The sequence below is a fragment of the Ochrobactrum sp. EDr1-4 genome (assembly GCF_049199085.1).
GTDB lineage: Bacteria > Pseudomonadota > Alphaproteobacteria > Rhizobiales > Rhizobiaceae > Brucella.
On the sequence record NZ_JBLZOF010000001.1, the window covers coordinates 1,015,593 to 1,036,736 of the forward strand.

A 21,144-nucleotide genomic window follows, 5' to 3' on the forward strand; every position below is an offset into this window, starting at 1 on the left:
CTTTTTTGCTTCACTTCTTAGCATCAAATATTTTGAAGCCTTTTGCGTCCTCAAGCACATTCACATTCTTGAACAAGCTTTTGAGTGTTGCCTCATAAGGCAATTGGCGGTTGGCAACCATCAGCAAACGACCGCCGATTTTCAGACGTGAAGCAGCGGCTGCTATGAACGTCTGACCGAGCGACACTTCGGTCGCACGTCCCTCGTGAAACGGCGGATTCATGATAACCGTATCGTAAATGCCGGTCATTTTTTCGCTTGTAACATCGAACCAGTTAAACGTCATCGGCAAGGGGGAACCAAGACGCTCCAGATTGCCACGCGCCGCTTCCAGCGCTTCATAATCCGCCTCGAAAAGATCAATCTGCTTGATGCGATCGGCATGTTTGAGACTTTGCGCCGCCAAATAGCCCCAGCCAGCACCCAGATCGGCAACATTGCCAAACACGATCTTTTCCATATGCGGCACCAGCAGCGCCGAACCCTTGTCGATAGCGCCATGCGAGAACATGCCGGGCTCTGTGCGGAACACATCGTCAATATCAGTCGCAACCGGCTTCAATGCATTGATAAAATCGTCACCTAGATCGGCAGGACGTTGCAGCCAGAAAGCGACCGCATGATTCTTGGATAGCCGGTCGCTGACTTCAGCAATATTGCCGACCCATTTGCGAAAGCTATCGACACCGAGCTTCTTGTCACCGGAGACGACAATCCAGCCGCCCGGCTTAACACGCGCCAGAAGCTCCGCAAACCACGCCTCGTTGCGACCACGGTGTTTTCCGAGCAGAAGTAGCCCGCCGGAAAAATTGCTCTCCTGAGCCAACCTGGGGATTGCCTTGAAGCCTTCTTTGTTGAGAGCCAGCCAATCAGGACGCCATGGCTGCAAGAAAGTCAGCGCCTGCTTCCATTCATCCTCAAGCTGCCGGTCGGCAGACAAGCCGCAAGCAAGGAAGGTCTGGCCTTCTTCAGGCATATCCAGAATGTCCTGATAGAAAGGGAGAAAGAGTGTTTGTTGTGCTGGTGTCATCATGGCTCATCCATGGTCTTGAATTGATTCACGTGCAACAAAAAAGCGCGCCCCAAATTAGCTCTGGGGCGCGCTTTCGATAACTTACAACAGCTTCAACGCTTATTCAGCGTCTGCTTCTGCCTTCTTTTCAGCAACGATTTCCTTGCCGGTTTCCTGATCGACAACCTTCATCGACAGGCGAACCTTGCCACGTTCGTCAAAGCCCATAAGCTTGACCCAGACTTTCTGGCCTTCCTTAACCACGTCAGTGGTCTTGGCAACGCGGTCGGAAGCCAACTGCGAAATGTGAACCAGACCATCGCGTGGACCGAAGAAGTTTACGAATGCGCCGAAGTCAGCAGCCTTAACAACTGTACCTTCGTAGATTTCGCCAACTTCTGGCTCAGCAACAATCGAGTGAATCCACTTCTTAGCGGCTTCGATTTCTTTGCCGTTCGACGAAGCGATCTTGACCGTACCATCGTCTTCGATGTTGATCTTCGCGCCGGTCTTTTCGACGATTTCACGAATAACCTTACCGCCCGAACCGATAACATCACGGATCTTGTCGGTAGGAATGTTCATGACTTCGATGCGTGGAGCAAATTCGCCGAGTTCTTCACGCGAGGTCGAAAGAGCTTTCGCCATTTCGCCCAGAATGTGAACGCGACCGCCCTTAGCCTGTTCCAGAGCAACCTTCATGATCTCTTCGGTGATACCGTCGATCTTGATGTCCATCTGAAGCGCTGTGATACCGTTTTCAGTACCGGCAACCTTGAAATCCATATCGCCGAGATGATCTTCATCACCGAGAATGTCGGACAGAACTGCGAAACGATCGCCTTCCTTGATCAGACCCATAGCAATACCAGCTACTGGACGGATGATCGGAACGCCCGCATCCATCAGAGCCAGCGATGTGCCGCAAACGGTTGCCATCGACGACGAACCATTGGATTCGGTGATCTCAGAAACAGTACGGATCGTGTAAGGGAACTGTTCAGCAGCTGGCAACATTGGGTGGATTGCGCGCCAAGCGAGCTTACCATGACCAACTTCACGACGACCTGGCGAACCCATACGGCCGGTTTCACCAACCGAATATGGAGGGAAGTTGTAGTGCAGCATGAAAGGTTCTTTGTACGTACCAGTCAAAGAATCGATCATCTGTTCGTCTTCGCCGGTGCCAAGTGTCGCAACAACGATTGCCTGTGTTTCGCCACGGGTAAACAGCGCCGAACCGTGGGTACGTGGCAGAAGGCCAACTTCGGAAACGATTGCACGAACAGTCGACAGATCGCGACCGTCAATGCGGCTGCCGGTGTCGAGAATGTTCCAGCGAACGATTTTCGCCTGCAGTTCCTTGAAAACAGTCGCGAACTTTTCAGCCGAGAATTCTGTTTCTTCAACGCCTTCAGGGAAGAAATGCGCCTTCGCTGCAGCCTTAACGGCGTCAACAGCGTTGTAGCGAGCCTGCTTTTCAGTGTTCTTATAGGCATCGCGCAGGTCTTTTTCGACAACTGCAAGAACCTTGGCTTCGATTTCCGACAGATCTTCTGGCTGGTAATCGCGTGGTTCCTTGGCAGCAACTTCAGCGAGCTTGATGATCGCGTCGATAACTGGCTGGAAGCCCTTCTGGCCGAAAACAACGGCGCCGAGCATGATTTCTTCCGACAGTTCCTGTGCTTCTGATTCAACCATCAAAACGGCTTCAGAAGTACCAGCAACAACCAGATCGAGCTTCGATTCTGGCATTTCGTCGATATTCGGGTTCAGGACGTATTCGCCGTTGATGTAACCAACGCGTGCGCCACCGATTGGGCCCATGAATGGAACGCCGGAAATGGTCAGCGCAGCCGATGCTGCTACCATCGACAGAACGTCTGGATTGTTTTCCAGATCGTGCTGGATAACGGTCAGAACAACCTGCGTTTCGTTCTTGTAGCCTTCAACGAAAAGCGGGCGGATCGGACGATCGATCAGACGCGAAACAAGTGTTTCGTTTTCGCTTGGACGACCTTCACGCTTGAAGAAGCCACCTGGGATCTTACCAGCAGCGTAGGTCTTTTCCTGATAGTTGACGGTCAGCGGGAAGAAATCCTGGCCCGGCTTTGCGCTCTTGGCAGAAACGACAGTCGCGAGAACGACGGTTTCGCCGTAAGTTGCGAGAACTGCACCGTCAGCCTGACGTGCGATCTTGCCGGTTTCGAGTGTCAGCGGACGGCCGCCCCATTCGATTTCAACTTTATGAGTATTGAACATATCTTGTCCTTGTTTGGAGATGCCGCGCAAAAGCGTCTGAAGACATCATCCGGTTGGCAGACCGGGCCATGGGCAAGACAACGGGAAGTTCGTTACGTGTCAGAATATTCGCATGCGAACATCCTCTGGCACGAACTGCCTGCAATCCTGCCCCATGACTGGTCCAGGTCTTGAGCCTTTTGGCTCTGCATTGACATGACGGAATGCACCATGTGCGCCGTCTCATGTCAGTGGGCATTCGCCCGAAATATCGCATTCTCTTTTGGAAAGCGGATATCCGCTTCTCAGAATGCCTTAAGGTATTCCTTTAGTGCGCATCTGAAAAACGCGCTCTAAATCAAACGGGCGACGCTTTGAGACGTCGCCCGATTTTACCGTTAGCGGCGCAGGCCCAGACGGGTGATCAGCGCCTGGTAACGTGCCTGGTCGATGCCCTTGACATAGTCAAGAAGACGACGACGCTGCGAAACCAGCTTCAGAAGGCCGCGACGCGAATGATTGTCATTCTTGTGGCCCTTGAAATGATCTGTAAGGTTCGAAATACGCTCGGAAAGAACGGCAACCTGAACTTCAGGGGAACCGGTATCGCCTTCTTTGGTAGCGAATTCCTTGATAAGCGCTTGCTTGCGATCAGCAGTAATCGACATCGTACACCCTTTCTTGATGAGAGGAAAAAGAGACGCCCAAGCCGGGATGTCGTCCAGCGCGGGCCATTTAAACGATCTCACAATTAATTCATAAGACCGCTGATGGGGCATATAGTGCAAAAACGGCAATAATACCAGTGTCAAATAAACGCTGGCATTATCGCGGTTAATTTGAGACGCGCCAAGCTGCTTGCATTAGGTCTGCGCATCTCAAATCTTTATCCTAACGCGCATTTTATCCGAAAACCGTTTCACACTTTTCGGAATGCGCTTTAAGCCGCCGTGAAAACACGCTTTGGCTTAAACTGACCCTGCTCGATATAGCCAATTGCAAGCAACTTGCCTTTCGATGTTACGCAGGCTTCGTCCGCTTCCAATGGCGCATCGCGTCCACGGATAATTACAGGATTACCAAGACGCACACGCTGGGCCTGATCATCGCTCAATGGCACCTGCGGCAGACAATCAAGCGCTGCACCGGTATCGATCACGAGCGCATCGATTGCTGAAAAATCGCGGCGCGGCGCTGGCTGTTCGACAATGTCGGTCTCTGCATCTTCTGCGGCCTCTTCCTTCTTCGGCGGCAGCGGCGGCCATGCTTCTTCAAGCTCTGCCAGCGTTACCATATCCTCATCAGTGAAGGGTGCTACTTCAATGCGACGAAGGTCCGAAATATGGCCGAAGCAGCCAAGATCGCGGCCCATATCGCGCGCAAGCGAGCGAACATAGGTGCCCTTGGAGCATTCGACTTCAAATTCGGTGCGATCTGCATCAGGAAATTCAACGATTTCCAAACGGTCGATTTCGACTTCGCGCGCTGGAATGACGACTGTTTCGCCTTCGCGTGCCAGATCATAGGCGCGTTCGCCGCCAATCTTGATGGCGGAAAACTGCGGCGGAATCTGAGAGATAACGCCTGTGTAGTTTGGCAACAGAGCTTCAACATCCGCGCGCGATGGGCGGTTGTCGGAGTTCTTTGTGGCAACGCCTTCCAGATCGTCCGTCGAGCGTTCTTCACCCCAGGTCACTGTGAAGCGGTAAACCTTGGTGCCATCCATAACATAAGGCACGGTTTTGGTGGCTTCACCAAGTGCAATTGGCAACATGCCGGATGCAAGCGGATCGAGTGTACCGGCGTGTCCGGCTTTTTCTGCATTGAACAGCCACTTGATTTTTGAAACGGCTTCCGTTGAACCCATGCCTTTTGGCTTGTCGAAAATAACCCAGCCAGAAACCGGACGGCCTTTTTTCTTGCCCCGTCTTGCCATGCTTTATGCGTCTCCATTGCGGGAAGCGTCGTCACTTTCACCGTCTTCATCATTTTCATTACGTCCAAGATCGCGCGCTACTTCTGGCGAACGCAGAAGCGCATCTATCTTGGAAAAATTGTCGAAGCTTGTGTCAGGCCGGAAGCGGAATTCCGGCATGTATTTCATTTGGCTCAGGCTTGGCGCAATGCGACCGCGAATAAACTTCGCATTTGAAGCCAATGCCTTAATGACCGCCTGCACATCTGTGCTGCCGAGCGGCGTGATGAAACAGGTCGCGATTTTCAGATCCGGCGACATGCGCACTTCTGAAACAGAAATAACCGTACGCTCAAGCAGATCATCGCGGATTTCACCGCGCTGAAGAACCTGTGCCAAAGCGTGACGTACCTGCTCGCCCACGCGAAGCTGGCGCTGAGAAAGACCACCTGAGCCTTTCGGATCGGGAGAACGTGCCATTATTTATCCTCGATAAACAACCATGAACGCGCAAGCCGACGGGCCTGCCGATAAATGGCTACAAATTGATAAGTTCAATCTACCACAATTGCGATGGGAGTCAGACCCTCGGAACCGGGCAATGAAAAGCCGGACCATCCAATCGAGGACGGTCCGGCATTAAGATATTAGAGCGTACGCGTAATATGTTCGACGCGGAACGCTTCGATTGTATCGCCTGCGCGCATATCGTCGTAGTTTTCGAACGCCATACCGCATTCCTGACCCATCGGCACTTCCGACACTTCGTCCTTGAAGCGCTTGAGTGTCTTGAGCTTGCCTTCGTGGATAACCACGTTGTCACGGATGAGGCGGACGCCTGCACCACGTTCGACCTTACCGTCGATGACGCGGCAACCAGCAACCTTGCCAACCTTGGTGATGTTGAAGACTTCGAGAATCTCAGCATTACCAATGAAGGTTTCACGACGTTCTGGCGACAGAAGACCCGACATCGCAGCTTTCACATCTTCGATCAGATCGTAGATGATGTTGTAGTAGCGAATTTCGGTGCCCTGCTGATCAGCCAAGCTGCGTGCCTGCTTATTGGCACGAACGTTAAAGCCGATGATTGCAGCATTCGAGGCTTCGGCCAGCGACACGTCGCTTTCCGTGATACCGCCTGCACCCGAATGAACGATACGTGCACGAACTTCGTCAGTACCAAGCTTTTCGAGAGCAGAGATAATCGCTTCGACCGAACCCTGCACGTCACCCTTGATGACAAGCGGGAATTCCTTGGTGCCATTAACCTGCAACTGGCTCATCATCTGTTCAAGCGAACCGCGCTGACCAGTCTGACGTGCAACAGCCTTATCGCGAGCAAGACGCTGGCGATAATCAGCAATTTCACGAGCCTTGGCTTCGTTGGCAACAACCGCGAAACGGTCACCAGCCTGTGGCGTACCCTGAAGTCCGAGAACTTCAACAGGCATTGCAGGGCCAGCTTCCTTAACGTGTTCGCCATGGTCGTTGACCAGAGCACGCACGCGGCCCCACTCATTACCAGCAGCGATAATATCGCCCGGGCGCAGCGTACCCTTCTGAACCAGAACGGTCGCAACCGAACCACGACCGCGGTCGAGCTGAGCTTCGATAACGACGCCTTCTGCAGTACGGGCCGCATCAGCCTTGAGATCAAGGATTTCAGCCTGCAACAGAACTGCTTCAAGCAGCTTATCGAGGTTGAGTTTCTTCTTAGCCGAAACTTCTACGTCGAGAATTTCACCGCCGAGCGATTCAACGAACACATCGTGCTGAAGCAGCTGTGTACGAACCTTCTGCGCATCAGCTTCCGGCTTATCGATCTTGTTGATTGCAACAATGATCGGCACGCCAGCGGCCTTAGCATGGCTGATCGATTCAATCGTCTGCGGCATCACGCTGTCGTCAGCCGCAACCACCAGAATGGCGATGTCAGTTGCCTGTGCACCACGAGCACGCATTGCGGTAAACGCAGCGTGGCCCGGCGTATCGATAAAGGTGATCTTATGGCCGTTCTGTTCGACCTGATAAGCACCGATATGCTGTGTGATACCACCAGCTTCGCCAGAAACCACATTGGCCTGACGAATAGCATCGAGCAGCGATGTCTTACCGTGATCGACGTGACCCATGATGGTGACAACCGGAGGACGCGAAACCTGAGCAGCCGCGTCATCAGCCACGTCGAAGATACCTTCTTCAACGTCCGATTCAGCAACACGCTTAACGGTATGGCCGAACTCTTCAGCGATCAGCTGCGCCATATCCGCATCGATCACATCGCCTGGCTTCATCATCTGGCCCTGTTTCATCAGGTACTTGATGATATCAACTGAACGTTCGGTCATGCGCTGTGCAAGTTCCTGAAGCGTAATGGTTTCAGGCACGATAACTTCACGAGAAATCTTCTCGCGGGTTTCCTGCATCTGCGAACGCTTGAACTTTTCCTGACGACGACGCATCGCTGAAAGCGAACGCGAACGGCCTTCATCTTCCAGATTGCTGGAAATTGTCAGCTTGCCACGACGACGATCATCATCGGTCTTGGTGACCTTTGGTGTACGCACTTCAGGCTTCGCAGGTGTGCCGCGACGCGCGGTCGATGGACCACGACGATCATCATCGTCCTGACCTGCACCTGGCTTACGCTGCTGGCTCTGTGGCAATGGCTTGTTGGCCGTTGGAATAACGTCTGCGATCGCTGGCGACGCTGGACGTGCGCCCTGCTGTGGACGACCACCCTGTGGCGGACGACCCGACTGCTGCGGACGTGCACCCTGTGGAGGGCGGGAATCGCCGCGCTGTTCCGGACGACCAGCTGCCTGTGGAGCGCGCTTTGCAGCTTCTGCTGCGGCACGAGCCTTGGCTTCTGCTTCGCTCTTCAGGCGTGCTTCTTCCTCTGCCTGACGGCGAGCTGATTCTTCACGTTCCTTAGCACGACGCGCATCTTCTTCTGCACGACGCTTGGCTTCTTCAGCTGCGCGAACGCGATCTTCGGCATCACGAACCAAAGCACCTTCAAGCGCGCGGCGGCGTGCATCCATTTCAGAGCTCGACAGCGTGTTCAGCACCATACCCGAGCGATCGGACTGGCGTGGACGCTGTGACTGCTGGCCGGGGCGCTGCTGACCTGGACGCTGCTGCTGACCCGGGCGGGACTGCTGCTGGCCGGGACGCTGCTGCTGCGTGCCCTGCGGACGCTGTGCGGAAGCCGGTGCCGCTGGTGCAGGTTTTGGCTGCTGTGGTGCAGGAGCGACAGGTGCGGCTGCAACTGGAGCTGCCGCCACTGGTGCAGCAGGCGCAGGCGTTGGAGTCGGAGCTGGCGTCGATGCCACAGCTGGAGCTGCCTGAGCTGTTTGTGCAGCAGGTGCTGGAGTTGGAGCTGGTGCAGACACTGGAGCCGCAGCGACAGGTGCTGGTGTTGGCTCAACAGGCGCGCTCGCAACTGGAGCAGGAGCGGCAGGCTTTGGTGCCGCTGCTACTTCCGCTTCAGGCTTCTCATCAGGCCGTGAGAATTTGCGCTTCTTCGTTTCAACGACGACAGCCTTTGTGCGACCGTGGCTGAAATTCTGGCGCACGGTGCTCTGCTCAACCCCTGGCCGCTTGATGGTCAGCGTCTTCTTGGAATTGACGCTCAGCGTCTTATCGTCGTTTGTTTTATCGCTCATTACGTTTCCGTTTCCTTCGCGGCTTCAACCGCTTTACCCGAGCATCATCCAACACAATCAAATCATTTTGGATAATGCTCCGGTCATCCACTTTAGTGCATAATCCGGTTGAGCCAAACAGCCCAATCATCCGGTTTATGCTCCAGAGCGGACCCCGTATCGTCGGGATTTAAGAGAACCGCTCTACTAATTTACCACACACAGCAGTGTCGGACTGCTGCTCGAATTCGCCGTTTCAACTCACCGTCTCAATTGGTGGGCTTTCGCCACGATAGCTATGCAATAAAAGCAGCCTTTGCACGACGCCGGCTGCTGCCCTTCCGCCGAGCACGGCTGCATGTATCACATTTCCGCCCCCAAATGCCAAATCCATTTCTTCGACTCCGAAAAGAGTGAAGGCCGGGATTTGAGGGCCATCCATATGCACAACAACGCGCCTTGCCTGATCCAATTTACGAACCCCATCAGAGGCCGCTTCTTTCGCATGCAATACCAAAACCGCTTGTCCGGAGCGAATTGCCTGATCGACCTTGGTCGAACCAGATGCCACAGCACCGGATTTGCGTGCTAGTGCCAAACTTCCTAGGGCAGATTTCGTCAGCAGCTGGTCAACCAGCGCGCCAAGATCCGCCTGCGGCGTAACACCTTCTTTCAACGCCCGCGCAAACAGCTTGCGCTTGACGGCTTCGTCCACCAGACGCCGCTCTGCCTTAACCCAACAGCCCCTGCCCGGCAGGTTTCGCTTAAGATCAGGCACAACCGAACCATCAGGCCCAGCCACAAAGCGGATCAGCTCATCCGCAGAACCACTTTCACGTGTGACGATACAGGTTCTGTCGTTCATATCCTGCTCCGCACGCAATGATGGCTTTGCCATAGACCGCCTTTTATTCAATTCCAAAACTGGCAGCGACCTAGCAGAGGTAACGCCACATCACAATAACTAACTCTTAGAAGAACGCTCTAACTCTAAACAAGAACGCGGTGCCGCATCATTTACGTCCGATTTGCATCGCAACGATAACGATGCGGCTCCATTTCTTTACGAAGCGGTTTCTTCTTCGCCTGCTTCGACTTCTTCCTCAACCTCGGTTGAGACCAGTTCGTCTTCTGTGATCCAGCCAGCCTTCAAACGTGCTGTCAGGATCATCTGTTCCGCATCAACGCGGGAAAGATCAAACGAAGACAGGATACCGCTGTGATTAACGGTTTCGCCGTCCTTGCGTTCACGCCAGCCAACGAGATCGTCAACGGCATAACCAGCAAAGTCTTCGATGTTCTTCACGCCGTCTTCGCCAACAGCAACAAGCATTGCGGTCGTCAGGCCCGGAAGGTCGCGAAGCTCATCTTCTACGCCCAGTTCCTTACGACGATCATCCTGTTCGTTTTCGATACGCTCCAGGAATTCACGCGCACGTTCCTGAATTTCACCAGCGGTATCATCATCGAAACCTTCGATAGAAGCGATTTCAGCCGGTTCGACGTAAGCAATTTCCTCAACCGAGGCAAAGCCTTCCGAAGCCAGAACCTGACCGACCATTTCATCAACGTTAAGGGCATCCATGAAGAGGTTCGAACGCTCAGCAAATTCTTTCTGGCGACGATCCGACTCTTCGTCTTCGGTCAGGATGTCGATGTCCCAGCCAGTCAGCTGTGACGCAAGGCGCACGTTCTGACCGCGACGACCAATTGCCAGTGATAATTGGTCATTCGGAACGACAACTTCAATACGTTCTGCATCTTCATCGAGAACAACCTTAGCAACTTCAGCTGGCTGAAGCGCGTTGACGATGAAAGAAGCCGCATCTGGCGACCATGGAATGATATCGATCTTTTCGCCCTGAAGTTCAGCCACAACAGCCTGAACACGCGAGCCACGCATACCAACGCAGGCACCAACCGGATCAATCGATGCATCACGCGATACAACGGCGATCTTGGCGCGCGAACCCGGATCACGGGCGACCGACTTGATTTCGATAATACCGTCGTAAATTTCCGGCACTTCCATGTTGAAAAGCTTCGCCATGAAAGATGGGTGGGTACGCGACAGGAAAACCTGTGGACCGCGCTGTTCGCGACGAACGTCGTAAACATAGGCGCGGATGCGGTCGCCATAGCGGAATGCTTCGCGTGGGATCAGTTCATCACGACGTACTATTGCTTCGCCACGACCAAGATCAACGATCACATTGCCATATTCAACGCGCTTAACGGTACCGTTAGCGATTTCGCCGACACGGTCCTTGAATTCGTCATACTGACGGTCACGCTCGGCTTCGCGCACTTTCTGCACGATAACCTGCTTGGCCGACTGGGCAGCAATACGGCCGAAATCCATTGGTGGCAGCTGATCAGCGATGAAATCACCAATCTGCGCATCAGGGTTACGGTCGCGTGCAGTGAACAGCGAAATCTGCGTGGAGTAGTCCTCAACGGTCTCAACAACTTCTAGCAAACGCTGAAGCTTGATCTCGCCGGACTTCGCGTTGATGTCGGCGCGGATATTGCTTTCCTGACCGTAACGCGAACGTGCGGCCTTCTGGATAGCATCGGCCATGGCCGAGAGAACAATCTCGCGGTCAATCGACTTCTCGCGTGCGACCGCGTCGGCGATCTGCAGAAGTTCCAGCCTGTTTGCACTGACTGCCATAGGTCTCTCCTTGGTGACGCATCCGTTCTTCTTTGAGAGCCGGACGCCTGAAACTCACTTTGAAACTTATTACTTTTCAGTTTCGGATTCAGCCGATCCGGCTTCTTCCGTATTTTCATTGGCGCCTTCGCTCAGATCGCCATCCAGAATATCTCCGGGAATGCGGCCTTCGCGTGCAGCCTTGTCCTTGCGCAACGCATCGCGGATCAGATCATCGGTCAGAACCAAACGCGCATCAGAAATCAGATCGAACGGGATGCGAACAACTGGTTCGTTTCCGTAAGAAATCTGATCGCTTTCAATCACAACCGAATCGTCCGGCGCGGCTTCATCAATCACAATGCGACCACGAAACTTCTTGCGTCCTTCGTGAACAATCGATGTTTCAAGCTTGGCAACATGACCGGCCCAATTGGTAAAATCGGACTTGCGAACCATCGGGCGATCAATACCCGGCGACGAAATTTCAAGATGATACTTGCCGCTGAGTGGATCTTCCACATCGAGAACTGGAGCCACAGTGCGGCTCAACAATTCACAATCTTCAACGGTCATCGTGCCATCAGGACGCTCTGCCATGATCTGCAAAGTCTGCCCATTGAGGCCAGAAAGGCGCACACGCACGAGGCGGAAACCCAGCGTATTGATCACTGGTTCCACAATGGATGCCACTTTTGCATCAAGACCCGTTTCGCGAATGATGCGCTCGTCTGCAATTACGGCATCTGCGGTTACGGTTTCAATTGCCTGTTCGTGTTCGCTCACTCGATAAACCTTCTTCACTGGGTCGCAGGTAACAAAAAAGAGCGGGTCCGGGAGGGCCCACTCTTGTTCAAACGACCAAGAATTTGAAACTTATATACCAGCCAGCGCGGATTTTTTCAAGAGCCGCATCCGAGATAGATTATTGGCGAATGAAAGTAAGATACGCAGCAACGCGTCCTTCACGGAAAGCCTTGGCTTCATAACGCGTGCCCGGCCAGCCATCATAGGCTTTGTTCCAATCATCCGGGCCCTCTGCCTGCCACTCGAAAGCCGGATGTCTGCGGCAGTGTTGCAGCGTCCAGTTGACGTAATGCTCAATGTCGGAAGCAAAGCGGAACTTTGCACCCGGTTTCAACAACCGTGCGAAACGGTCGAGATTGGCATCGCTGACAAAACGGCGCTTCCAGTGGCGGCGCTTGTGCCACGGATCGGGATAGAAAAGATCGATCCCGTCAAGCGATGCATCCGGCAACCAATCAAGCACATCGGTCGCATCTTCATCATAGAGACGGAGATTCGTTCGCGGCGCTTCATGAAGGGCAGCCAACATCTTGGCCATGCCGTTGACGAAAGGCTCGACGCCAATGAAGCCAGACTTCGGATAGCGTCCGCTCTCGTGATGGAGATGTTCCCCGCCACCAAAGCCAATTTCCATGCGCACATTTTCAACTGGCGCATCGAACAAGGTTCGCAAATCCAGTGGTGCACGCGTATCGAGATCAAGTTTAAGGCGCGGCAGCAAATCCTCAAACAGATTGTTCTGATGTGGACGCAGTGGCTTGCCGTGACGGCGACCGAAGAAGTTTCCGGCCGCGCGTACTGGATGAGATTCATCGGTCATTTATCGCGGTTCCAGTTAAAGCGGTATCGTTGGAACCGCTCTAACTCTTTTTTACGCATTGTCCTATGCAAAACCGCTGCGCAGTATTGCTGGAAATGTAAACAATCAGGCTGAAAGTGCTGCCTTCAACGCCTTGCTGAGATCGGTCTTTTCCCAAGAGAAAGAACCGTCTCGACCCGCCTTGCGACCAAAATGGCCATAAGATGAGGTCTTGGCATAGATAGGCTTATTGAGATCAAGGTGCTTACGGATGCCGGTTGGCGACAGGTCCATAACCTTACGTAATGCTACCTCGACGGCTGCTTCGTCCACTTTGCCCGTGCCGTGCAGATCGACGTAGACCGAAAGCGGCTGTGCAACGCCGATAGCATAAGAAAGCTGGATCGTGCAGCGATCTGCAAGATTGGCAGCAACCACATTCTTGGCAAGATAACGCGCTGCATAAGCTGCCGAGCGATCCACCTTGGTTGTGTCCTTACCGGAGAATGCACCACCACCATGCGGAGCCGCACCGCCGTAAGTATCAACAATAATCTTGCGACCCGTAAGGCCCGCATCACCATCTGGCCCGCCAATAACGAACTTGCCGGTCGGGTTGATGTACCAGTTGCAGTTTGCTGCAATTGGAAGATCGCCCAGCGCTTCGCGAATGTAAGGCTCAACAACCGAGCGAACTTTCTTTGAATCCCAGCTTGCATCGAGATGCTGCGTGGAAAGCACGATCTGAGTTACTTCAGCAGCTTTGCCGTTTTCGTAACGCACAGTGACCTGGCTCTTGGCATCAGGGCCGAGTTTGCCCGGATCGCCTTCACCTTTGTGACGCGCTTCAGCGAGCTTTTCGAGAATCTTATGCGAATAATAGATCGGCGCTGGCATCAGATCAGGCGTTTCGCGGCAAGCATAGCCGAACATAATGCCCTGATCACCTGCACCCTCTTCGCCCTGACGGTCGGCAGCATTATCCACGCCCTGCGCAATATCGGCAGATTGTGGATGCAGCAACACGTCGATTTTCACAGTGCGCCAATTAAAGCCATCCTGCTCGTAGCCGATTTCGCGGATAGCTTTACGCGCAGCGGAACGGAAGCGTGATGGATTAATCAGTGGATGGCCCGCCGCGTCATGAGCGATTGTGCCGTCCTTATTCTTCTTCAGGAAAGTTTCAGGCACGCGGACTTCGCCAGCAATAACCACACGATTGGTGGTAGCAAGCGTTTCACATGCAACGCGGACAGACCAAGGATCAACGCCGGTACGGCGCGCTTCCTTATAGATCATGTCTACGATTTCATCGGAAATACGATCGCAAACCTTGTCTGGATGACCTTCAGACACCGATTCGCTGGTGAAGAGATAAGAACTGCGCGACACGGGTAACCCCTCTTGAAAATCCAACGGATGAAATATCCGCCATGGAAACACAGTAGCGCCCGGAACCGTTTCATATGGTCCGGGCACAGCATTGTGTTAGCGAAGTTAGGATTAAACCGTCAATGCATATTCTTGTTGCGACACCTCGATGCCAGAAAAAATCCTTCCGGCATGCGGTTTTGCGGACAAAATTATGCGTTATTCGCCTTCTGCGGCAAGAGACTTCACAAGATCGATAATCTTGCGGCGCACTTTCGGGTCGGAAATTTTGGTAAACGCACGGGTCAGTTGGACGCCCTCATTCGAGTTAAGGAAATCGACAACATAAGTCGCTTCATTGTCCTCAGCAAAACCTGCCTGAGTAGGCGAAGAACCCGGCGCATCTTCAAAAAAGAAGGAAACTGGCACCGTCAGAATAGATGAGATCGCCTGAAGACGGCTGGCGCCAACGCGGTTGGTGCCTTTTTCATATTTTTGAATCTGCTGGAAAGTAATGCCTAAGCTTTCGCCTAATTTTTCCTGACTGAGGCCCAACATATTGCGGCGAAGACGAATGCGGCTGCCCACATGGATATCAATGGGGTTGGGCTTCTTCTTATTCTCAATCATACAGTTTCACTCCTCGCGACCGCGAGCTTTCATTCATGGTCTGTTCAAAAGAACAGAGATAAAAATCATTGTGGGAGGTAGTCAGACTGGTTTTCCAATGAAACCGTCACCGCCCGAGTATAACATCGTAACAAAATTGCCATGTCAATGAAAACGCTTGCGGAAAGACAACCTCAACCACACGCATACGGTGAATAACACAAACAGAATTGCAAGAGCCTGTTTGCCGGAGGGCGCACTGCCCCAAAATGGGACACGCTCTTCAGGCAAATAAGCATCAATTACCCCTACCGCGTCAAGAGGTAGCTCCTGAATGATTCGTCCATAAGCATCTACGACAGCAGATATACCATTGTTGGCAGCACGAACGAGGGGGAGGCCTTGCTCCACAGAGCGCACCTGTGCTTGTCGGAAATGCTGGTAAGGTCCCGGTGTGTCCCCATACCATGCATCATTGGTGACATTCACAATCGCCGTCACCTTTCGTCCAGTATAGGAGAGTTCATCAGGGAAGATTGCTTCATAGCAAATCAACGGCAGGAAGGTTTGGCCTTCCATGACATTGATCGCGTGACGCGCTTTGGCAGCTGTGAAGCCACCGGGCATTTCGACCACTTCCTGCAATCCCCAGCTGCGCAGATACCGCTCGAAAGGCAGATATTCACCAAACGGCACCAAGTGGACCTTATCGGTATAATCGACAATTTTACCGTCGCCATTAATCGTCAGGATAGAATTATAATAACGCGGATCGCGGCGCGGTACGATTTCTTCACGCACCGCACCCGTCAACAGCACCTGATCGTCGCCAACCACATCGGCAATGCGCTTCAGGGCATCCGGTGTTGATGAAAGAATATAAGGAACTGCCGTTTCAGGCCAAATCACCACATCGGGCCTCGGCGCACCATCTGCCGGTGCCTGCTCAGTCATGGCGATAAATTTATCGAAGATCGCACGCCGCTCGTTGTTGTCCCATTTCAGGCTCTGCGCAATAGAAGGCTGTACGATGCGGATTGAAAGCGTTGTCCGATCAGTATCGACCGCTGGCGCATTCGACAGCACCCATGCACCAAAGCCGATATGCGCGGCGACAAGAACAGCGGCAAGCCCAAGGCCAGCCTTTGCAAAACGACCGCCACTGAGCAACGCAGGTGCCGAAAACACGAGCGCTGCAAATGCACTCATACCAACGAGACCCACAATCTCGACGGATTGCATCATCATCGGCGTGGGCATGGCGGCATAGCCAACTGCGTTCCACGGAAAGCCGGTGAAAACAAATGTCCGCAGCCATTCAGTCAGACCAAAGCCGAGCGCCATCGCAAAGATGCGCCCAATGCCCTGCGACCAGAAAAGCCGCGCAACCATCGCGGCCAATCCATAGAAAATCGCCAGAAACGCGGGAAGGCCTAGAACTGCAAACGGTATAGCCCAAGCAAATTGCTCAGCATCGACCAGAAGAGCCGTACCGATCCACCAAAGACCAGATACGAAATAGCCAAAACCAAACCACCAGCCGATCAGAGCGGCCGGGAAAAAGCGCCGGATAGGGCCTTTTTCCTTATCAGGCACTGCACCGTCAATCAGCCAGACCAGCAGTGGGAATGTAAGGAAACCGACGATAAAAATATCGAAAGGCGGTTGGGTGAGCGTCGCGACTGCACCAGTGAGAAAAGCGACCAGCGCCCGGCGCCAGCCGCTCAAAGAAGAGATCTTCCCCGCAAATCTCTCTATCATCAGGCCTCTTTGGACGTGTCCGTGGTGTTTTCGGATGCATCATCATCCGTGCTGACAACTGGACGTGGCCGATGACTTTCTGATTCCGAAAGTGGCACAATGCGAACCCGCTTCACGCGGCGTGGATCAACTTCCAGCACATGAAATTCATATCCCGGTATAGCCTGCACGACTTCACCGCGTACAGGGATGCGTCCAAGAACCGAGAATATCAGGCCACCGACAGTGTCGACATCCTCACCATGTTCGCCCACTTCGAACGAAGGGCCGATCTTCTCAGCCAGTTCTTCAAGATCAGCGCGGGCATCGACAACGAAAACGCCGTTGGCTTCCTCAGAGATCATGATGTCTTCGTCATCATGCTCATCTTCAATATCGCCGACAACCATTTCGACAATGTCTTCGAGCGAGGCCAGACCATCGGTGCCGCCATATTCATCAATGACCAGTGCCATCTGGATATGGGCCGCCTGCATGCGTGCCATCAGTCCGCTCGCCAGCATCGATGGCGGCACGAACAACACCTTGCGAATAAGATTAAGTTCGCCAATGGTCTTCGTGAGGTCGATACGCCCCATGTCAAACTTGGCAGCACTCGTCGCGTCGGTCTTCTGACGCGATTGCTGTGTAATGTAATTCAGCACATCGCGGATATGGATCATGCCGCGCGGATCATCCAGCGTTTCAGCATAGACCGGCATGCGTGAATGGCCTGAGCTTTCAAACAGCTCTAGCGCTTCCCAAAGCGGTGTAGAAATTTCAATCGCTACTACATCCGCGCGTGGGATCATCACATCTTCGACGCGGATTTCGCGCAGACGCAGGATGTTGTTGAGCATCGCCTTTTCTTCAGGCGAGAAAGCCGAATCCTGTTCGCTTTCAGTGCTTGAAAGCGCATCAGCTAAATCTTCGCGCAAAGACGATGATTGGCGCGAACGCATAAACGGAAAAATATTTGCCAGAAGGGAACGCTTTTCGCTCGATTGCGAGCGCTGCGTACTTTGCCCTTCGGCGTCTTGTGTGTCGCTTCGGCTATCGCCAGCGGTAGAGGAATTGTTTTGGTCAGCCATGATCAATCTGTTTCAACGTTTAAATCGGATACAGCATAAGGGTCGGGGATGGCAAGAGCATGAAGGATTTCGCGTTCGCGACGTTCCATCTCTTCGGCCTCCTCCTCAGTCTCGTGATCGTAACCCAAAAGATGCAAAAAGCCATGCACTACGAGATGCGTGAGATGGTTATCGAACGGCTTGCCCTCTTCGAGAGCCTCACGCTCGACCGTTTCGCGCGCAATAATGATATCACCCAGCATCGGGCCCGGCTGCTCGCCAGCCTTTACAGGATAGGCCGGAAAAGACAAAACATTGGTCGCCTTGTCTTTGTTTCGCCACTCGGCATTGATCTTGCGGATAGAAGCATCGTCGGTAAAAACCAGACTCAATTCGCTCTCAGCGGGCTTAAGCTGGAGATTATTCCAAGCTGCCTCTACGGAGCGCTGCACAAGTCCTTCAAGGACTGTTTCTTCCGGCCAGTTGCCGGCTTCGATCATAATATCGATTTGGATCGCGTTATCTGACACTTCTCTCGCGGCTTGCGATGAAACAGCCGCTCTATCCTTCCAGTTGTTAAAAGAAGCGTCCGCCTTTCGGCGGACGTAATATTTATAAATCGTCATTATTCTACGCGAATACAAGAATAATTTTGAATTATTCTGAGCGAGCGTTCTTTTTCGCGTCACTGTCATAAGCGGTGACGATGGCTGCGACCAGCGGATGACGCACCACGTCTTTCTCAGTAAAGCGCACTTTGACAACCGATTCGACGTTTTCAAGAACGCGAAGCGCTTCAACGAGACCCGATTTCTGGCCGGGTGGAAGATCAATCTGGCTCGGATCACCATTGACCATCATCCGCGAGCCTTCACCAAGACGCGTCAGGAACATTTTCATCTGCATCGATGTTGTATTCTGCGCTTCGTCAAGAATGACCGCAGAATGCGCGAGCGTTCGTCCGCGCATGAACGCAAGCGGTGCGATTTCGATCACACCCGCCGTAATCGCACGTTCGACCTTTTCCGCAGGCATCATGTCGTAAAGCGCGTCATAAAGCGGACGAAGATAAGGATCGACCTTTTCCTTCATGTCACCCGGCAAAAAGCCAAGACGCTCACCGGCTTCAACAGCCGGGCGCGACAGAATGATACGCTCGACCAGACCGCGTTCCAAAAGCATCGCAGCATGGGCGACGGCAAGATAAGTCTTACCTGTACCAGCTGGCCCGACACCCATAACAAGTTCCGAACGATCAAGGGCGCGCATATAGGCGTCCTGCGTCGGTGTGCGGGCAAAAATTGTCTTCTTGCGCGTCGATATTTGCGCAGCCGACATTTTCCCCTTGGTTTCAAGCGTTGGCAAGATCAGCTGATCGTCCGCAGCAACGGCAATGCGAATCGCGCCATCGACATCCGAAGCGGTCAGTTCATTGCCTTTTTGCAAATATTCATAAAGCTGATCCAGCGTGCGGCGGGCCTGTTCGGTGGCCGTTGGCTCTCCACGGATGGATAGCTCATTGCCCCGTGATCGCACATCGACGCCGAGCTTCTGCTCAATACGCGCCAGATTCTCATCGAACTGGCCGTAAAGCGCACTGGCAAGGCGATTATTGTCGAAGGTGAGGACGATATGGGCCATATCGGAGGCTCCGGATGGCGCAGTAATAGCAGAACTCGCAGCCGGGCTTGAAATTGTGTTTGTTTGCGTATGGATGGTTGGCTTGGCAGGCTTTAGTTTTTCCGTAGCGCTCAAACGCATCTCCCAAAGGTTCACGCATTGCAATCGCAGTACCGGCAGGACGTTCGGTCAAAGACTACTCACCGCGACTACTGCCTGAATGCTATAATGCTCTCACACAAGCTTTTGCGCAATAAGACTATTGGTGCCAGTCCCCGTAATTTTTACACGGATGATCTCACCGACCTGATCGTCATTATCATCAATGATGGCTGGCAAGAGCCATGGCGAACGACCAACCATCTGGCGCTCGAAACGGCCCTTCTTTTCCAGAAGCACATCCATTTCACGACCGACCAGCGAATTCAGAAATGCTGTTTGCTGTTCGGCCAAAAGCGCTTGCAAGCGTTGCAACCGCTCATCCTTGACCGCTTCTTCCACATGATCAGGAAGATCAGAACCCGGCGTTCCTGGACGCGGCGAATATTTGAACGAATAGGCCTGCGCATAATTTACATCGCGCACCAGCTGCATTGTATCTTCAAAGTCCTGATCGGTTTCACCGGGAAAACCGACAATGAAGTCACCCGACAGCGCCATATCAGGGCGCACTTCACGAATACGCTCGACAAGACGGACATATTCGTCAGCCTTATGACGGCGGTTCATCGCTTTGAGTATGCGGTCCGAACCCGACTGAACCGGCAGATGCAGATAAGGCATCAACTGGCGCAGATCGCGATGCGCTGCAATCAGCGTATCGTCCATATCGCGCGGATGGCTGGTCGTGTAACGTAAATGCGCTACACCGGGAATGCGTGCAAGGCGGAACAGAAGTTCGCCAAGGCCCCATTCGCGACCATCATCGCCCGCGCCATGCCATGCATTAACGTTTTGACCCAAAAGCGTGAGTTCACGCACGCCGCTCTCGGCAAGGCGTTCGGCTTCGGCAACAATCTGTGCAACGCTGCGCGAGACTTCCGAGCCGCGTGTGTAAGGGACTACGCAGAAGGTGCAGAACTTGTCGCAACCTTCCTGAACCGTGAGAAACGCCGAAACGCCGCGCTTACGGGTTTCTTCGCGCTTTGGCGCAGGCAGATGAGCAAATTTATCTTCGATAGCATATTCGGTTTCGACAACCTTTTCGCCACCACGGACACGCGCCAGCGCGTTGGGCAGACGATGATAGGTCTGTGGCCCGATCACCAGATCGACGTTGGGCGCACGGCGCAGAATTTCCTGACCTTCGGCCTGTGCAACGCAACCGGCAACGCCAATGGTCAGTTCTTTGCCATTCGGTCCGCGCTTATCCGTCATTTTTCGCAGACGACCCAGCGCTGAATAAAGCTTCTCGGATGCTTTTTCACGAATATGGCAGGTGTTGAGCAAAACCAGATCAGCATCGTCCGGCGTGTCCGTCGTGACATAACCTTCTTGCGCAAGGCTATCGGCCATGCGCTGGCTGTCATAGACATTCATCTGGCACCCATAAGTCTTCACGAAGACCTTACGCGTGTTGCTGCCATCTGATGTTTTTTGAATATCGGTCATGTTTTCGCTCATGGCCGCTATCTAGCGTTTTTATCACCGCTTTAAA

17 protein-coding genes are annotated in these 21,144 nt (G+C 53.3%); all 17 read right to left on the minus strand.

What is annotated here, in order from left to right:
- Positions 1–10: 10 nt before the first annotated feature.
- Positions 11–1,033: a class I SAM-dependent methyltransferase gene (locus tag ACOZHT_RS05020; protein WP_339509181.1), complete on the minus strand. Its 1,023-nt coding sequence runs from the start codon at positions 1,031–1,033 to the stop codon at positions 11–13.
- A gap of 99 nt (positions 1,034–1,132) precedes the next feature.
- Positions 1,133–3,274: a polyribonucleotide nucleotidyltransferase gene (gene pnp / locus ACOZHT_RS05025; RefSeq protein WP_339509180.1), complete on the minus strand. Its 2,142-nt coding sequence runs from the start codon at positions 3,272–3,274 to the stop codon at positions 1,133–1,135.
- A 377-nt stretch (positions 3,275–3,651) separates the two neighbouring features.
- Entirely contained in the window at positions 3,652–3,921 is a 270-nt protein-coding gene (rpsO, locus tag ACOZHT_RS05030; protein WP_339509179.1) for a 30S ribosomal protein S15, read from the minus strand.
- 272 nt (positions 3,922–4,193) lie between these two features.
- Positions 4,194–5,189, minus strand: coding sequence for a tRNA pseudouridine(55) synthase TruB (gene truB / locus ACOZHT_RS05035; RefSeq protein WP_339509178.1), 996 nt, complete (start codon positions 5,187–5,189; stop codon positions 4,194–4,196).
- A gap of 3 nt (positions 5,190–5,192) precedes the next feature.
- On the minus strand, positions 5,193–5,648 hold the full coding sequence (gene rbfA / locus ACOZHT_RS05040) for a 30S ribosome-binding factor RbfA (protein ID WP_339509177.1): 456 nt from the start codon (positions 5,646–5,648) through the stop codon (positions 5,193–5,195).
- A gap of 167 nt (positions 5,649–5,815) precedes the next feature.
- Entirely contained in the window at positions 5,816–8,839 is a 3,024-nt protein-coding gene (infB, locus tag ACOZHT_RS05045; RefSeq protein ID WP_421565355.1) for a translation initiation factor IF-2, read from the minus strand.
- Between the two features lie 235 nt (positions 8,840–9,074).
- Positions 9,075–9,716 carry an RNA-binding protein gene (locus tag ACOZHT_RS05050; RefSeq protein ID WP_339509175.1) on the minus strand — a complete coding sequence of 214 codons (642 nt, stop codon included), beginning with the start codon at positions 9,714–9,716 and terminating at the stop codon, positions 9,075–9,077.
- Positions 9,717–9,881: 165 nt separating this feature from the next.
- On the minus strand, positions 9,882–11,492 hold the full coding sequence (gene nusA, locus ACOZHT_RS05055) for a transcription termination factor NusA (protein WP_339509174.1): 1,611 nt from the start codon (positions 11,490–11,492) through the stop codon (positions 9,882–9,884).
- 69 nt (positions 11,493–11,561) lie between these two features.
- The gene (rimP, locus tag ACOZHT_RS05060; RefSeq protein WP_339509173.1) at positions 11,562–12,257 is read right to left on the minus strand and encodes a ribosome maturation factor RimP; all 696 of its coding nucleotides are present in this window, start codon (positions 12,255–12,257) and stop codon (positions 11,562–11,564) included.
- Positions 12,258–12,396: 139 nt separating this feature from the next.
- Positions 12,397–13,098 carry a tRNA (guanosine(46)-N(7))-methyltransferase TrmB gene (locus ACOZHT_RS05065; protein ID WP_339509172.1) on the minus strand — a complete coding sequence of 234 codons (702 nt, stop codon included), beginning with the start codon at positions 13,096–13,098 and terminating at the stop codon, positions 12,397–12,399.
- 105 nt (positions 13,099–13,203) lie between these two features.
- Positions 13,204–14,469 (minus strand): methionine adenosyltransferase, encoded by a 1,266-nt coding sequence (metK, locus tag ACOZHT_RS05070; protein ID WP_339509171.1) that lies wholly within the window; start codon positions 14,467–14,469, stop codon positions 13,204–13,206.
- Between the two features lie 198 nt (positions 14,470–14,667).
- Positions 14,668–15,078: a helix-turn-helix domain-containing protein gene (locus ACOZHT_RS05075; RefSeq protein ID WP_339509170.1), complete on the minus strand. Its 411-nt coding sequence runs from the start codon at positions 15,076–15,078 to the stop codon at positions 14,668–14,670.
- Between the two features lie 144 nt (positions 15,079–15,222).
- Complete coding sequence (gene lnt / locus ACOZHT_RS05080; RefSeq protein ID WP_339509169.1) at positions 15,223–16,818, minus strand: apolipoprotein N-acyltransferase; 1,596 nt, start codon at positions 16,816–16,818, stop codon at positions 15,223–15,225.
- A complete protein-coding gene (locus tag ACOZHT_RS05085; protein ID WP_339509168.1) occupies positions 16,818–17,888 on the minus strand; it encodes a hemolysin family protein in 1,071 nt (356 codons plus the stop codon). The genes lnt and ACOZHT_RS05085 overlap by 1 nt, the downstream gene beginning before the upstream one ends.
- 2 nt (positions 17,889–17,890) lie before the next feature.
- Positions 17,891–18,397, minus strand: coding sequence for an rRNA maturation RNase YbeY (gene ybeY / locus ACOZHT_RS05090; protein ID WP_339509167.1), 507 nt, complete (start codon positions 18,395–18,397; stop codon positions 17,891–17,893).
- Between the two features lie 127 nt (positions 18,398–18,524).
- Positions 18,525–19,622 carry a PhoH family protein gene (locus ACOZHT_RS05095; protein ID WP_339509166.1) on the minus strand — a complete coding sequence of 366 codons (1,098 nt, stop codon included), beginning with the start codon at positions 19,620–19,622 and terminating at the stop codon, positions 18,525–18,527.
- Between the two features lie 99 nt (positions 19,623–19,721).
- The gene (miaB, locus tag ACOZHT_RS05100) at positions 19,722–21,110 is read right to left on the minus strand and encodes a tRNA (N6-isopentenyl adenosine(37)-C2)-methylthiotransferase MiaB (protein ID WP_339509165.1); all 1,389 of its coding nucleotides are present in this window, start codon (positions 21,108–21,110) and stop codon (positions 19,722–19,724) included.
- Positions 21,111–21,144: the final 34 nt, after the last annotated feature.